At 35.4% G+C, this 13,779-nt stretch carries 8 protein-coding genes, 5 tRNA genes, 3 rRNA genes, 1 pseudogene and 1 riboswitch; all 17 genes and pseudogenes read right to left on the reverse strand.

Annotated features, from left to right (window positions below):
* Nucleotides 1–9 precede the first annotated feature (9 nt).
* On the reverse strand, nucleotides 10–1,344 hold the full coding sequence (locus KHQ81_13275) for a phosphoglucosamine mutase (protein ID QVK17802.1): 1,335 nt from the start codon (nucleotides 1,342–1,344) through the stop codon (nucleotides 10–12).
* A 261-nt stretch (nucleotides 1,345–1,605) separates the two neighbouring features.
* Nucleotides 1,606–2,412, reverse strand: coding sequence for a diadenylate cyclase CdaA (gene cdaA / locus KHQ81_13280; GenBank protein QVK17803.1), 807 nt, complete (start codon nucleotides 2,410–2,412; stop codon nucleotides 1,606–1,608).
* 343 nt (nucleotides 2,413–2,755) lie between these two features.
* Nucleotides 2,756–3,121 (reverse strand): hypothetical protein, encoded by a 366-nt coding sequence (locus KHQ81_13285; GenBank protein QVK17804.1) that lies wholly within the window; start codon nucleotides 3,119–3,121, stop codon nucleotides 2,756–2,758.
* Nucleotides 3,122–3,567: 446 nt separating this feature from the next.
* On the reverse strand, nucleotides 3,568–3,900 hold the full coding sequence (locus KHQ81_13290) for a hypothetical protein (GenBank protein QVK17805.1): 333 nt from the start codon (nucleotides 3,898–3,900) through the stop codon (nucleotides 3,568–3,570).
* A gap of 193 nt (nucleotides 3,901–4,093) precedes the next feature.
* Nucleotides 4,094–4,654: pseudogene (locus KHQ81_13295) on the reverse strand (hypothetical protein).
* 392 nt (nucleotides 4,655–5,046) lie between these two features.
* A complete protein-coding gene (locus KHQ81_13300) occupies nucleotides 5,047–5,820 on the reverse strand; it encodes an alpha/beta hydrolase (GenBank protein QVK17806.1) in 774 nt (257 codons plus the stop codon).
* 63 nt (nucleotides 5,821–5,883) lie between these two features.
* Nucleotides 5,884–5,957 (reverse strand) — tRNA-Gly (locus tag KHQ81_13305).
* A 9-nt stretch (nucleotides 5,958–5,966) separates the two neighbouring features.
* Nucleotides 5,967–6,051 (reverse strand) — tRNA-Leu (locus KHQ81_13310).
* A gap of 11 nt (nucleotides 6,052–6,062) precedes the next feature.
* Nucleotides 6,063–6,138 (reverse strand) — tRNA-Lys (locus KHQ81_13315).
* An 8-nt stretch (nucleotides 6,139–6,146) separates the two neighbouring features.
* Nucleotides 6,147–6,222 (reverse strand) — tRNA-Thr (locus KHQ81_13320).
* 3 nt (nucleotides 6,223–6,225) lie between these two features.
* Nucleotides 6,226–6,301 (reverse strand) — tRNA-Val (locus KHQ81_13325).
* Between the two features lie 19 nt (nucleotides 6,302–6,320).
* A 5S ribosomal RNA gene (gene rrf, locus KHQ81_13330) occupies nucleotides 6,321–6,425 on the reverse strand.
* Nucleotides 6,426–6,512: 87 nt separating this feature from the next.
* Nucleotides 6,513–9,403: ribosomal RNA gene (locus tag KHQ81_13335) — 23S ribosomal RNA — on the reverse strand.
* 257 nt (nucleotides 9,404–9,660) lie between these two features.
* A 16S ribosomal RNA gene (locus tag KHQ81_13340) occupies nucleotides 9,661–11,191 on the reverse strand.
* The 16S, 23S and 5S rRNA genes sit together here with 5 tRNA genes alongside, the layout of an rRNA operon.
* Nucleotides 11,192–11,936: 745 nt before the next feature.
* Complete coding sequence (locus tag KHQ81_13345) at nucleotides 11,937–12,476, reverse strand: cob(I)yrinic acid a,c-diamide adenosyltransferase (GenBank protein QVK17807.1); 540 nt, start codon at nucleotides 12,474–12,476, stop codon at nucleotides 11,937–11,939.
* Between the two features lie 11 nt (nucleotides 12,477–12,487).
* Nucleotides 12,488–12,979: a hypothetical protein gene (locus KHQ81_13350; protein QVK17808.1), complete on the reverse strand. Its 492-nt coding sequence runs from the start codon at nucleotides 12,977–12,979 to the stop codon at nucleotides 12,488–12,490.
* Between the two features lie 12 nt (nucleotides 12,980–12,991).
* Nucleotides 12,992–13,408, reverse strand: coding sequence for a DUF4430 domain-containing protein (locus KHQ81_13355; GenBank protein QVK17809.1), 417 nt, complete (start codon nucleotides 13,406–13,408; stop codon nucleotides 12,992–12,994).
* A 142-nt stretch (nucleotides 13,409–13,550) separates the two neighbouring features.
* Nucleotides 13,551–13,728: riboswitch (cobalamin riboswitch) on the reverse strand.
* Between the last annotated feature and the right edge of the window lie 51 nt (nucleotides 13,729–13,779).

Raw genomic sequence — 13,779 nt, forward strand, 5'->3', positions numbered from 1 at the left:
AAAATAATATTATAAGAGTGTTTTAATTAGCTCAACGATTTCATCGACATATTTTTCGCATATTTCGTCATTTTCAGCTTCAACCATTACCCGGATTAATGGTTCAGTTCCTGATGCTCTTACTAATACACGACCATTATTTCCAAGTTCTGAATTGATCACTTCTATTTTACTTTTTAATTCCTCATTATCTAATACACTAGCTTTATCAAGAACCTGTACATTTTTTAATACTTGAGGGTATGATTTCATCTCTTTCGTTAATTCTGAAAGTGGAACATCTTTTTCAGCCATTATATTTATTAATTGTAATGCGGTTAATAATCCATCACCTGTTGAACTATAATCTAAATAAATGATATGACCTGATTGTTCTCCGCCGAGATTATATTTATTTTTAAGCATCTCTTCTAAAACATAGCGGTCTCCAACTTTTGTTTGAACACTACTAAGACCTTTTTCTTCAATTGCTTTATAATATCCAACATTACTCATAACAGTTGAGACAAGGGTATTATCATTTAATTTACCTTGTTCACTTAAATAATTACCAAGTACATATAAAATATAATCACCATTAATAATTTGACCTTTTTCATCTACTACAATTAAGCGATCTCCATCACCATCAAAGGCTAAACCAATATCTACTGAATTTTCTAAAACAAATTGTTGTATTGACTCAATATTAGTAGACCCACAGTTAACATTAATATTTGTTCCATTAGGTGTATTATTAATCAATGATACATCAGCACCTAAATTAGCGAATAAATGTGGTGCTAAAAATGAAGTTGCACCATTTGCACAATCAATAGCGATTTTCATATTTTCAAATGTATGATCAATTGATTTTTGTAGGTACGATAGATACTTATGTTGACCTTCAAAATAGTTTTCTACAACACCAATTTTATCATTAATTGGTCTGTCCAAATGATCTGGTTCGTCGATTAATCGCTCAATTTCTAACTCTACATCATCCATTAACTTATACCCATCACTACCAAATATTTTTATACCATTATCTGGATAAGGATTATGTGATGCTGAAATCATAATACCAGCTTGTGCATTTAATGATTTAGTTAAATAAGCAACTGCAGGCGTTGAAACAACTCCTAAACGCATTACGTTTGCTTCTATTGATAATAGCCCAGAAATTAAAGAGTATTCTAATAACTCACCAGATATCCTTGTATCTCTCCCAATTAAAACATTTATTTTTTCACTACTTTTTTTAAGTACGTGACCTAGTACTCTTCCTAATTTAAAGGCCAGTTCAGGAGTTAATGTTTGATTAGCTATTCCCCTGATACCATCAGTTCCAAAATATTTTTTCATAAGAAATTTCCTCCTATTGATCTAGTCGATATATACAAATATTAAAATCGTTATAATCAGCGCAATAAACTTAAGAAATAACGGATTGTTAAAATATATGTCCATATATTCTTCAATCGCTTCTATATTAATGATTTTACTAACGTATTTAGAAGGAATGAAGAGGGATAAGCACATATACAACAGATAGAAAATAAAAACAAATGGCAATTTTATTATATTCAATACAATCAAAAATTGATTCTCTTCCATGTTATCCTCCTACTCCTTAACAACTTTCGTAATAATATATTTATCTAAATACAAGCGTAAACTTTCTTTTGTAATTCCATAATCTAACTTTCCATTCAAACTGACCGATAAGTTACCTGTTTCCTCAGAAACAACAAGTGTTAAGGCATCAGTTTGTTCACTTAACCCTAATGCTGCTCGATGTCTTGTACCAACCTTTGGTGGTAAGTCTTCTTCATTCTTACAATTTGGAAGTACAGCCCGAGTACATAGAATATTTTCTCCACGTATGATAACAGCACCATCATGAACTGGTGTACTTGGAATAAAAATAGTCGTTAAAACTTCACTAGATATCCGAATTTTATAAGGGGTTGCCTCTTTGACAAAATCTTCTAGTGATTCATTCCGCTCAATGGAAATTAAAGCACCTATTCTTCTCTTTGATAAATACTCTGTTGTTTTTAATAATTCATCAATAATATAATCTTTACCAATTTTTTCAACATTTACTTTTTTATTTGAAGCATAGCTTCTTCCAGCACGTTCTAAAATCATTCTTAACTCAGGGGTAAATACAACAGCTAATAAAATAACCCAATTTTGGAATAGATAATCGTAAAACTTCATCATATAATTTAACTCTAATAAATCTGAAATCAAATAAATTAAAATGAAATACATTAGTCCCTTAAAAATATTAACGATTCTAGATGAAAATGTTAATATTTTTAAAGAAAAATATATTATCAAAAATAAAAAAAAGAAATCAACTGCCTGAATAAATACCTCATAATAATTTGAGTTATTGATTGAATTTAGAGCCTCAAAAATCATTTTAAACACCACCTATAATCAGTTTGTTTTTATTATATCACAATTTGATTCTTATTTATATTAATAATATAGGAAACTAAAAAAAGTTATTTATTTATCTTTTTCGTTTATTTATTGTATATATTTTACTAATTTATTATTCAAATATAATCCAATCTATCCCTATATAACAGTAGAAAATTCACAAGAAGTGTTGAATCATTCTGTCTTAATTATTAGATTTAATTGGTATACTATAATACTTGATAAATTATTTCGAATTTGTATTCATCTACTTATTATTATTTACCATTAAAAAAAGACAACTACAAAAGCTGTCAAAAATTGTTATGATCTTAATTAATTAAATACTTAGTGGAACATTATCCCAATCCTCTTCACTCAATATCCATTCTAAAGCATGTTGTCTCCATAATGCTATTTGTTCTAATTGAACTACTTCATTATTAGATAATAAATAATATGGTTCATTGAAAGCAATAAAATCCTTGGGACTTTCTTTTGTTAATTTTATTTTTGTGGTTTTTATTAAATCTTCATTAAATGTGTTTATTATTACTTTATTTATATCCTCGGTCATTTGTAGTCCATAAGTCTGTGCTCGCCAATTCCATAACATTGCAATATCTCTTTGTCTTTTAATCTCTTCAATATCTACTAATTTTGCTTTCTGCATTAATTTACTTAAATCATAAAATCTTCCAATCATTAGAGTCGGATGAAAGTCTTTTAATACAGGTTTATCATTTCTTCTGTTAAATAAGTGTCATACCCTATCCGTTTTAACCAATTATATACTATTTTTCTTTGATTTTCTCTAATATCTTCCTTCAAGATCTTCTTCCTCATGAGCACATCTATCACAAAAAGATATTAATGCAACTGCTCTTTTTATTATATCTTCAACTGATTTCATTCTATCACTCCTTTTAGTAGAATATTGAATATCCTCCACGACCTCCTGGATGTAGAAGTGGTTGATATAATGAACTTGTATGTTGTGACCTTGGAATTAATTGCATTACATCCCTCTTGATTCGTGTTTAGATAGTAGTGTTGATAACATAATTAAATATATATTCCAAAGCCATTAAGTATTCCAATAGATATTTCCACATCAGAAATAAGTTCCGTTATTCATATAATACTTTCAAACTATTTAATATTTTTTATTATATTATCAATTTTTATCATCCACTGTTTTCTTTTAAAAACTATAAAATGGAATACATTTTTCTCAGTAAATATTAACATCCCATTAGGAAAAATACCTACACTTGAAATTCTTTCAATACGAATAAGCTCATTTTTAGGTATTAACAATATTTCATTGGTATTATTTTTATATGGTCTAAATATTAATTCTTCTTCTGTTAATATTAAATAGCCCCCAATAGATTCACTTCCTATGAAATATGTCGCATTACTTTTAAATATAATATCTTTATTAATAGATGATAATATCTTTTTTCTATTTCTATATAACAAAATAGTATATAGGAATAATAAAATTATTGGGATTATAATTATATAAAATGTTAATCTCATTATTTTTTGTATAAACTTATTTAATATGTAAAAGAAGTCTATACTCCTCCTTTCATTGTTAAATAATAACAAATATTTTATAAGAAAAAATTTTTTCGTATTAGTAAATAATCTACAGACTGTAATTTTTTCCCTAACTTTCTTTCAGCTTCTTCTGGTAAAGCATTTTAAATAATCCTACACTTTTATAAAGATCATATGCAGAAGTATAAGTATAATTACTCTCTATTGAATTATTATTTGCAACTGACGAATTCGTTGATAATTCTCCACTACTAACAATTGAACTAGTTACACTCGTTCCATAAACTTGAGCAACTCTTTCTGTATTAACATTTACCATAACTGGATTATTAACTGAATACATATATAAGTTAACACCATTAATACTTGATGGTGAGTTAGCACTAACATCATTAGCGTTAATATATCTTCCTATCTCAGGATTATAATATCTAGATTGCAGATAATACCAGCCTGTCTCTTCATCATATCGATATCCACGATAACAATATGGATTTAATTTAGCTAGATCAATTCCTGAATTGTCAAAAGTATCAATTTTATTTCCCCATGCATCATATGTATATTTTACTACTTGAGTACCATTATTGTCCAGTAATGCTATGATATCTCCTTGTAAATTTCGCATATACCATTATTCTGTTGTTACATTATTTTTGTTGACAATCATACTGAATAATTTTCCATCTACATCGTATGTATACGTAATTTTATCAGTTGAACTTGACCGTTTTATTTCTTCGTAAATAACCTTATCACCATTTATTTGATACGTGTATTCACCATAATGGGTTTTCTTGTAGGTCCTAACCCCTTGATTATTATACTTATATTGTGCAAAATTTATAGTTTACAACAACTAACTCAACAACATCATCGAGCCTAAAACTGTCATCTGATATTTCTTTACATTCATCTATTTAACTCCAAAATTCCCATCAAAATCTTTTTTTGTTCGTTGTGTTGTTATAGTCCTTATATTAGTATAGAAATAAAAAAAACTCGAATAATCACAATAATATGATTCACGAGTTATTATTACTTTATTGAATTATTAGATTTTTATATCATTTGTTTAATAAAATTAATCGTTATCTTATTAAAACGTTTGGGTTGGTCGATATTACAGACATGTCCACTTTCTTCAATACATGCTAACTTTAGAAACGTTTGTCTTTTAACGAGTTCTTTTATCGGTGTTAAAAATAAATAATCATCCGCGCCCATTACAAAAAGGGTTGGTATGCCTCTAGTCACTAATTGTAGACGATGCAAATATGGATTTAATGATTTAGTTAATTTAAACCAACGACAAAATTCTTTTTGACACATTTTTTTCGCTTGTTCTACAAATGCATGTCGTGATTCACTATGACATTCTTTCGGCATGATAATCCAGGCGAAAACTTTATATAGCCATAAATAGGGAATAATTCGCTTAAATATATTTCCTATCATAATTAAAAATTTAGTACGTATATTTAATTGTATAATTGCGCCACCTAAAATCATTGATTTAACACGATTAGGATGACTACGTGTAAGTGTTTGTATAATGATAGTTCCAAGTGACATCCCTACAAAGTGAGTTGATTCAATATTTAAAAAATCTAAAACCTCAATCACTTCCTCTGATATGTGATGAAAGCTATCTCCCTTTTTCCATAGGACATGATTACTCTTCCCATGACCACGTAAATCAATACATAACACATTGAAGTTTTGTTTATAATCTCTTATTTGTTTATACCATATATTAGAACTGCCACCAGCTCCATGAATAAACGTAACCCATTCATTTGATTCATTGTTTTCGTATATACGATAATATAACATCACTAATCCTCACTTCTATATATATAAAAAAAGTATTAATATAATAATACTTGTAAAAATCATTGGAGCGAGCGAAGGGAATCGAACCCTCACAGTCAGCTTGGAAGGCTGAGGTTCTACCATTAAACTACGCTCGCATATTAAAGTGGTGCGGGTGAAGGGACTCGAACCCTTACGTACAAAGACGCTAGATCCTAAGTCTAGTGCGTCTGCCAATTCCGCCACACCCGCATTTATAAAAATGGTGTCCTGCAGAGGATTCGAACCTCTGACCCTTTGATTAAAAGTCAAATGCTCTACCGACTGAGCTAGCAGGACACAGTTCCTGGTGCCGACTACAGGAATTGAACCCGTAACCTACTGATTACGATTCAGTTGCTCTACCTATTGAGCTAAGTCGGCAAATGGTGGAGATTGACGGGCTCGAACCGCCGACCCTCTGCTTGTAAGGCAGATGCTCTCCCAACTGAGCTAAACCTCCAATATGAAAAAAAAGAATAGCCTAGCAGCGACCTACTTTCGCGTGAACTATCATCGGCGCTATAGAGCTTAACTTCTGTGTTCGGGATGGGAACAGGTGTTTCCTCTATGCTATTACCACTAGACTATGTTTTTTTCTTTGAGATTGATCTCTCAAAACTAGATAATGTAAGTAATTATATCATACTTGTATGATAATATTCGTATTTATTTAGGTTAAGTCCTCGAACTATTAGTATCAGTCAGCTACATGTGTTACCACACTTACACTTCTGACCTATCAACCTTGTAGTCTTCAAGGGTTCTTACTTCTTAAAAGAATGGGAAATCTCATCTTGAGGGGGCTTCACGCTTAGATGCTTTCAGCGTTTATCCCTTCCATACTTAGCTACCCAGCTATGCTCCTGGCGGAACAACTGGTACACCATCGGTATGTCCATCCCGGTCCTCTCGTACTAAGGACAGCTCCTCTCAAATTTCCTACGCCCACGACGGATAGGGACCGAACTGTCTCACGACGTTCTGAACCCAGCTCGCGTACCGCTTTAATGGGCGAACAGCCCAACCCTTGGGACCGACTTCAGCCCCAGGATGCGATGAGCCGACATCGAGGTGCCAAACCACATCGTCGATGTGAACTCTTGGATGTGATCAGCCTGTTATCCCCGGGGTAGCTTTTATCCGTTGAGCGACGGCCCTTCCATTCGGCACCGCCGGATCACTAAGCCCGACTTTCGTCCCTGTTCGACCTGTATGTCTCACAGTCAAGCTCCCTTATGCCTTTGCACTCTTCAAATGATTTCCAACCATTCTGAGGGAACCTTTGGGCGCCTCCGTTACTCTTTAGGAGGCGACCGCCCCAGTCAAACTGCCAGCCTGACACTGTCCCCCATCCCGATTATGGATGTAGGTTAGAATTTCAGTGCAACAAGGGTAGTATCCCAACGTCGACTCCTCCAAGACTAGCGTCCTGGATTCACAGTCTCCTACCTATCCTGTACATGTTACACCGAAACTCAATATCAAGTTACAGTAAAGCTCCACGGGGTCTTTCCGTCCTGTCGCGGGTAACCTGCATCTTCACAGGTACTATGATTTCACCGAGTCCACCGTTGAGACAGTGCCCAAATCGTTACGCCTTTCGTGCGGGTCAGAACTTACCTGACAAGGAATTTCGCTACCTTAGGACCGTTATAGTTACGGCCGCCGTTTACTGGGGCTTCAGTTCGATGCTTCGTTTCCTAACATTTCCCCTTAACCTTCCAGCACCGGGCAGGCGTCAGCCCCTATACTTCACCTTTCGGTTTAGCAGAGACCTATGTTTTTGTTAAACAGTCGCTTGGGCCTTTTCACTGCGGCTTGCTTTTATACAAGCACCCCTTCTCCCTAAGTTACGGGGTCATTTTGCCGAGTTCCTTAACGATGGTTCTCTCGCGCGTCTTAGGATTCTCTCCTCGCCTACCTGTGTCGGTTTACGGTACGGGCACCATAATAATTAACCCTAGAAGTTTTTCTCGGAAGCTTGACATCAGGTGCTTCACATCATTCTGCTATCTTTCACAGCTTGACATTAGCGTATAGCGGATTTGCCTTCTATACTGTCTTACTGTTTAGACCCACTCTTCCATCCGTGGGCTCACCTTAGCCTTCTCCGTCACTCCATCAGTTATTATGGTGGTACTGGAATCTCTACCAGTTGTCCATCGGCTACGCCTTTCGGCCTCACCTTAGGTCCCGACTTACCCAGAGCGGACGAGCCTTCCTCTGGAAACCTTAGGCTTTCGACGGATAGGATTCTCACCTATCTTCTCGCTACTTACACCGGCATTCTCACTTCTAACATCTCCACTAGTCCTCACGATCTAGCTTCTCCGTTGTTAGAACGCTCCCCTACCATCCCATTGGATCCGCAGTTTCGGTAAAACGTTTAGCCCCGGTACATTTTCGGCGCAGAGTCACTCGACTAGTGAGCTATTACGCACTCTTTGAATGGTGGCTGCTTCTAAGCCAACATCCTAGTTGTCTATGTGTCTCCACATCCTTTTCCACTTAACGTTTATTTTGGGACCTTAACTGGCGGTCTGGGCTGTTTCCCTTTTGACCATGGACCTTATCACCCACAGTCTGACTCCCGTTTATACTTATCTGGCATTCGGAGTTTGATTACATTCAGTACCTCGAGGTGAGGCCATCGTATATTCAGTGCTCTACCTCCAGTAAGCTCTTTAACGAGGCTAGCCCTAAAGCTATTTCGGGGAGAACCAGCTATATCCGAGTTCGATTGGAATTTCACCCCTAGCCACATGTCATCCGGGCCTTTTTCAACAGACTACGGTTCGGGCCTCCAGTTGGTTTTACCCAACCTTCACCCTGCACATGGCTAGCTCACTCGGTTTCGGGTCTACGACATAATACTATTCGCCCTATTAAGACTCGCTTTCGCTTCGGCTCCGGGTTCTTCCCTTAACCTTGCACTATATCGTAACTCGCCGGTTCATTCTACAAAAGGCACGCCATCACCCTTTAACGGGCTCTGACTATTTGTAGGCACACGGTTTCAGGTTCTATTTCACTCCCCTCCCGGGGTTCTTTTCACCTTTCCCTCACGGTACTGGTTCACTATCGGTCACTAGGTAGTATTTAGCCTTACGAGATGGTCCTCGCGATTTCCGACCGGATTCCTCGTGTCCGGCCGTACTCAGGATCCCACTTAGTCTAATCTAGTATTTCAACTACAGGACTCTCACCTTCTTTGGTTGACTTTCCCACGTCATTCGTCTATACTACATTAATCCTGTTTTTGTGGTCCTATTACCCCATGTTGCCATGGTTTGGGCTCTTTCCCTTTCGCTCGCCGCTACTTAGGAAATCGATTTTTCTTTCTTTTCCTCCAGGTACTTAGATGTTTCAGTTCCCTGGGTATGCCTCCTGCTACCCTATCTTTTCAGGTAGCGGTTATAGGATATTACTCCTATAGGGTTTCCCCATTCGGATATCACCAGATCTGCTTACTTACAGCTCCCTGATGCGTTTCGCCGTTAGTTGCGTCCTTCTTCGGCTCCTAGTGCCTAGGCATCCTCCGTGCGCCCTTATTAACTTAACCTAATAATTCTAAATAAATTTCTTTATTTAGTTACGCGCTTGTTCTTTGCTTAAGCTTTGTTTCTTGGTTGGTTTTACCCAACCTTTGTAAACACTGCTGTTGTGTTTACTTTCTTACATTATCCAGTTTTCAAAGATCAATTTCTTTTTATTTCTAAAAAAAAATAAAAACTTGAGAGTATTATCTCTCAAAACTAAACAGAACTTTTGATTCAAGTTAAACCTTTGTGTGCTTTTTCTTTTATTCTTTCTCCTTAGAAAGGAGGTGATCCATCCCCACGTTCCCGTAGGGATACCTTGTTACGACTTCACCCCAATCATCTGTCCCACCTTAGACGGCTCCCTCCTATAAATAGGTTAGGCCACCGGCTTCGGGTGTTACAAACTCTCATGGTGTGACGGGCGGTGTGTACAAGACCCGGGAACGTATTCACCGCGACATGCTGATTCGCGATTACTAGCGATTCCGACTTCATGTAGTCGAGTTGCAGACTACAATCTGAACTGAGATTAGTTTTTTGAGGTTTGCTTCACGTCTCCGCTTCGCTTCTCTTTGTTCTAACCATTGTAGCACGTGTGTAGCCCAGGCCATAAGGGGCATGATGATTTGACGTCATCCCCACCTTCCTCCAGTTTGTCACTGGCAGTCTCGTTAGAGTCCTCAACTTAATGTTAGCAACTAACAACAAGGGTTGCGCTCGTTGCGGGACTTAACCCAACATCTCACGACACGAGCTGACGACAACCATGCACCACCTGTCTCCAATGTCCAAAAGGAAAGGTATATCTCTATACCGGTCATTGGGATGTCAAGGCCTGGTAAGGTTCTTCGCGTTGCGTCGAATTAAACCACATGCTCCACCGCTTGTGCGGGTCCCCGTCAATTCCTTTGAGTTTCAGTCTTGCGACCGTACTTCCCAGGCGGAGTACTTAATGCGTTAACTTCAGCACCGAGGTCTCCCCCGACACTTAGTACTCATCGTTTACGGCGTGGACTACCAGGGTATCTAATCCTGTTTGCTACCCACGCTTTCGTGCCTCAGCGTCAGACACAGGCCAGAAGGCCGCCTTCGCCACCGGTGTTCCTCCACATATCTACGCATTTCACCGCTACACGTGGAATTCCACCTTCCTCTCCTGTACTCAAGTCTACCAGTTTCCAATCACCCTCCATGGTTAAGCCATGGGCTTTCAAATCAGACTTAATAGACCGCCTACGCACGCTTTACGCCCAATAATTCCGGACAACGCTCGCCACCTACGTATTACCGCGGCTGCTGGCACGTAGTTAGCCGTGGCTTTCTCATTAGGTACCGTCACTTCTTAGCCATTTCCTGCTAAGTTCTTTCTTCCCTAATAACAGAGCTTTACAATCCGAAGACCTTCTTCACTCACGCGGCATTGCTCGGTCAGACTTTCGTCCATTGCCGAAGATTCCCTACTGCTGCCTCCCGTAGGAGTCTGGGCCGTGTCTCAGTCCCAGTGTGGCCGTTCACCCTCTCAGGTCGGCTACGCATCGTCGCCTTGGTAGCCTTTACCCTACCAACTAGCTAATGCGCCGCAAGCCCATCTATCAGTGATGCTTTAAGGCATCTTTAAATATAAAATCATTGATTCTATATCCTATCCAGTATTAGCTACCGTTTCCAGTAGTTATCCTCGTCTCATAGGTTGGTTACTTACGTGTTACTCACCCGTTCGCCACTAACACTAAAAGTGTTCGTTCGACTTGCATGTATTAGGCATGCCGCCAGCGTTCGTCCTGAGCCAGGATCAAACTCTCCAAATAATTTATTAATTAATATAATTAATTTCATTGGTTTTTTGATTCTGTACTCAAAGGTTTTAACTTGTTCGTTTATTCAACGTTCTGTTTAGTTTTCAAAGATCTACTCACAATTACGCCATATTATCATATCACTTATGCGCAATTTTGTCAACTTTTTTGTTTAATTTTATTTTGTCGTTTTACCGACGACAATATAAGATTTTATCACTTGTTTCCCTCATTGTCAACAACTTTATGTATTTATTTTTTATGTTGTTTTAACATCGGGATTCAAGATTCTATCACTGTTTTATTATTTAGTCAACCACTTGTTTTTTCCAATTTCATTGATCTTAATTTTTGAAACAGCGAGATAGATTGTATCACTTATATCCTATCCTGTCAACAACTTTACTCATTTATTTTCTTTGTTGTTTCAGTATCAGGATTTAAGATTCTATCACTGCTTTATAACTTAGTCAACCACTTATTTTTTCCAATTTCATTGATCTAAATTTTTAAAACAGCGAGATAGATTGTATCACTTATATCCTATTCTGTCAACAACTATATTCATTTATTTTTTGTTGTTTTAGTATCAGGATTTAACATTTTACCACTGTATTATAATTAAATCAACCACTTGTTTTTTCCAATTTTTTAAAATGATAATAAATAACTATACTATCATATATTATGATAAAAATATTGAATATTATTTTGAAATTCAGAAAAAACACCAAGAAATTAATCTTGGTGCTTAAAATCAGAAGTTTAAAGTATCTTCTTCATTACCACTTTGAATATTAATATACCTTGCTAATGTATAAAAATAATCAGACAACCGGTTTAAATATAATAAAATTAGATTATCAATCTCTTCTTTTTCATATAACGCAACAACAATTCTTTCAACACTTCTTACTTTAGCACGTACTTGATGACATAACATTGCTGTTTGATTACCTGTATAATAAATAAAATGTTTTAATTTAGGTAAATCTTGTGTTATACAATCTATTTCTTTTTCTAATTTATCTATGCTTTTTTCTTTAATACCAAAGTTATATTGATTATTTACATCAGCTATCATTGAGGTTATCATAAATAGATTTTTATATACTTCTTTTAAATCCTGATATAATTTTACTTCCTCTTTATCCTTTATATCTTCAATCAGAAAAGCTAACATCACCATTAATTCATCAATTTGTCCATTCACTTCTATACGAAGATTCGTTTTAGTAACTCTTTCATTTAATAAAGACGTCTTACCACTATCTCCATTTTTTGTATAAATTTTCATTATAACCTCCATTATTTATAGTATTGGTTTAATAATGTTTTCAATTTATTATAACCTATTTCTCCAAATAACAACATGAAAATATAATTACCTATTAAATGAGGGACATCATATCTTAATCCATTAATATAATAAGTTAACGCGAAGGTATAATCTGTTAATAAAAAAATCGGAATGGTACATAAAAGTCCAAACAATAAACCTAATAGTCCAGAATAAATAGCCCATAGGATAAAATTTTCTTTAAATAATTTTTTCAACAATGCGGTTAACAAAACAATTATTACCCATATATAAAATTGTTCGGATATTCCCCATACAATAATTTCTAATATCGTATAAACAAAAGCAATAATTATCGCATCTTTTAATCCATAAACTAATGTAAAGATAATTAACAAATATGTGACTAATTCAATATTAGGTATAAAGAATAGGGCAATTTTAAATACAAAAACAAGTGTTGAACTCATTGCTAAAATAACAAGTTTTTTTGTTGTCATAGGTACATCACATTACCAACCAGTTTTTAATTCAAAAACAATAACATCTTTATCGTATATATTTAGATCATCTATACCAACAGCAGCTCCCTCGCCATTCACTTCAATAAACCACCATTGTTGTTTCTCAGAATCTACTGTAATTCCTGCGGCAGTAGTTACAAAATGTCCATATTGACTTTCATCTGCTTCAATAATACCTTCATCTTTAATTGCGTCCCATAAAAGTTCTTCTTCTGTTTTAATTTCTTTTTCTAATTTAACCTCATCATCAACAATAACTTTAACTGTTATCATCATTCCATTATCAGTAGTCGTTACATCTTTACGACTATTTTGAGAATTATACACCCATATTAATGCTACAGCGATTAACACCATAACTACACTAGATAAAATACCATAAAATAATTTTTTGTTTTTAAACATATCTTTTCCTCCTATAAATTTAATAGACAAATAGCCCAGGATATAAATAAAACCTCATTCAAAACAGAATGAGGTTGTCGTTTATGATATGCAAAACAAAAAATATTGCTTATCATTCACTTTTCCCATTCCCAGGAGAAATTGTAGAATTTGACAATTAGGTAGGTCTACTGGCTTATAAATCATCCTACTTGAGATTCCTTCCCGCTTTCACAGTGGATTACTATCTCTTTCGTCCTCACATACAGTTGCTGGGACAGCTCAGGTTTATCCTGATTCCCTATTAAGCTTATAATAGCGCCTAAATATCATATTTACTTTTTGTCTACAAAATCATTATAATTGTTTATATATTAATTATCAACACTTTT

This window comes from Mycoplasmatota bacterium, assembly GCA_018394295.1.
Classification (GTDB): domain Bacteria; phylum Bacillota_I; class Bacilli_A; order Haloplasmatales; family Haloplasmataceae; genus JAENYC01.

What these genes read in the sequence shown, in the direction of transcription:
- KHQ81_13275 (QVK17802.1), bottom strand. Translation starts at nt 1,344, where the DNA reads ATGAAAAAATATTTTGGAACTGATGGTATCAGGGGAATAGCTAATCAA.
- KHQ81_13350 (QVK17808.1), bottom strand. Translation starts at nt 12,979, where the DNA reads ATGACAACAAAAAAACTTGTTATTTTAGCAATGAGTTCAACACTTGTT.
- KHQ81_13300 (QVK17806.1), bottom strand. Translation starts at nt 5,820, where the DNA reads ATGTTATATTATCGTATATACGAAAACAATGAATCAAATGAATGGGTT.
- KHQ81_13345 (QVK17807.1), bottom strand. Translation starts at nt 12,476, where the DNA reads ATGAAAATTTATACAAAAAATGGAGATAGTGGTAAGACGTCTTTATTA.
- cdaA (QVK17803.1), bottom strand. Translation starts at nt 2,412, where the DNA reads ATGATTTTTGAGGCTCTAAATTCAATCAATAACTCAAATTATTATGAG.
- KHQ81_13355 (QVK17809.1), bottom strand. Translation starts at nt 13,408, where the DNA reads ATGTTTAAAAACAAAAAATTATTTTATGGTATTTTATCTAGTGTAGTT.
- KHQ81_13285 (QVK17804.1), bottom strand. Translation starts at nt 3,121, where the DNA reads ATGATTGGAAGATTTTATGATTTAAGTAAATTAATGCAGAAAGCAAAA.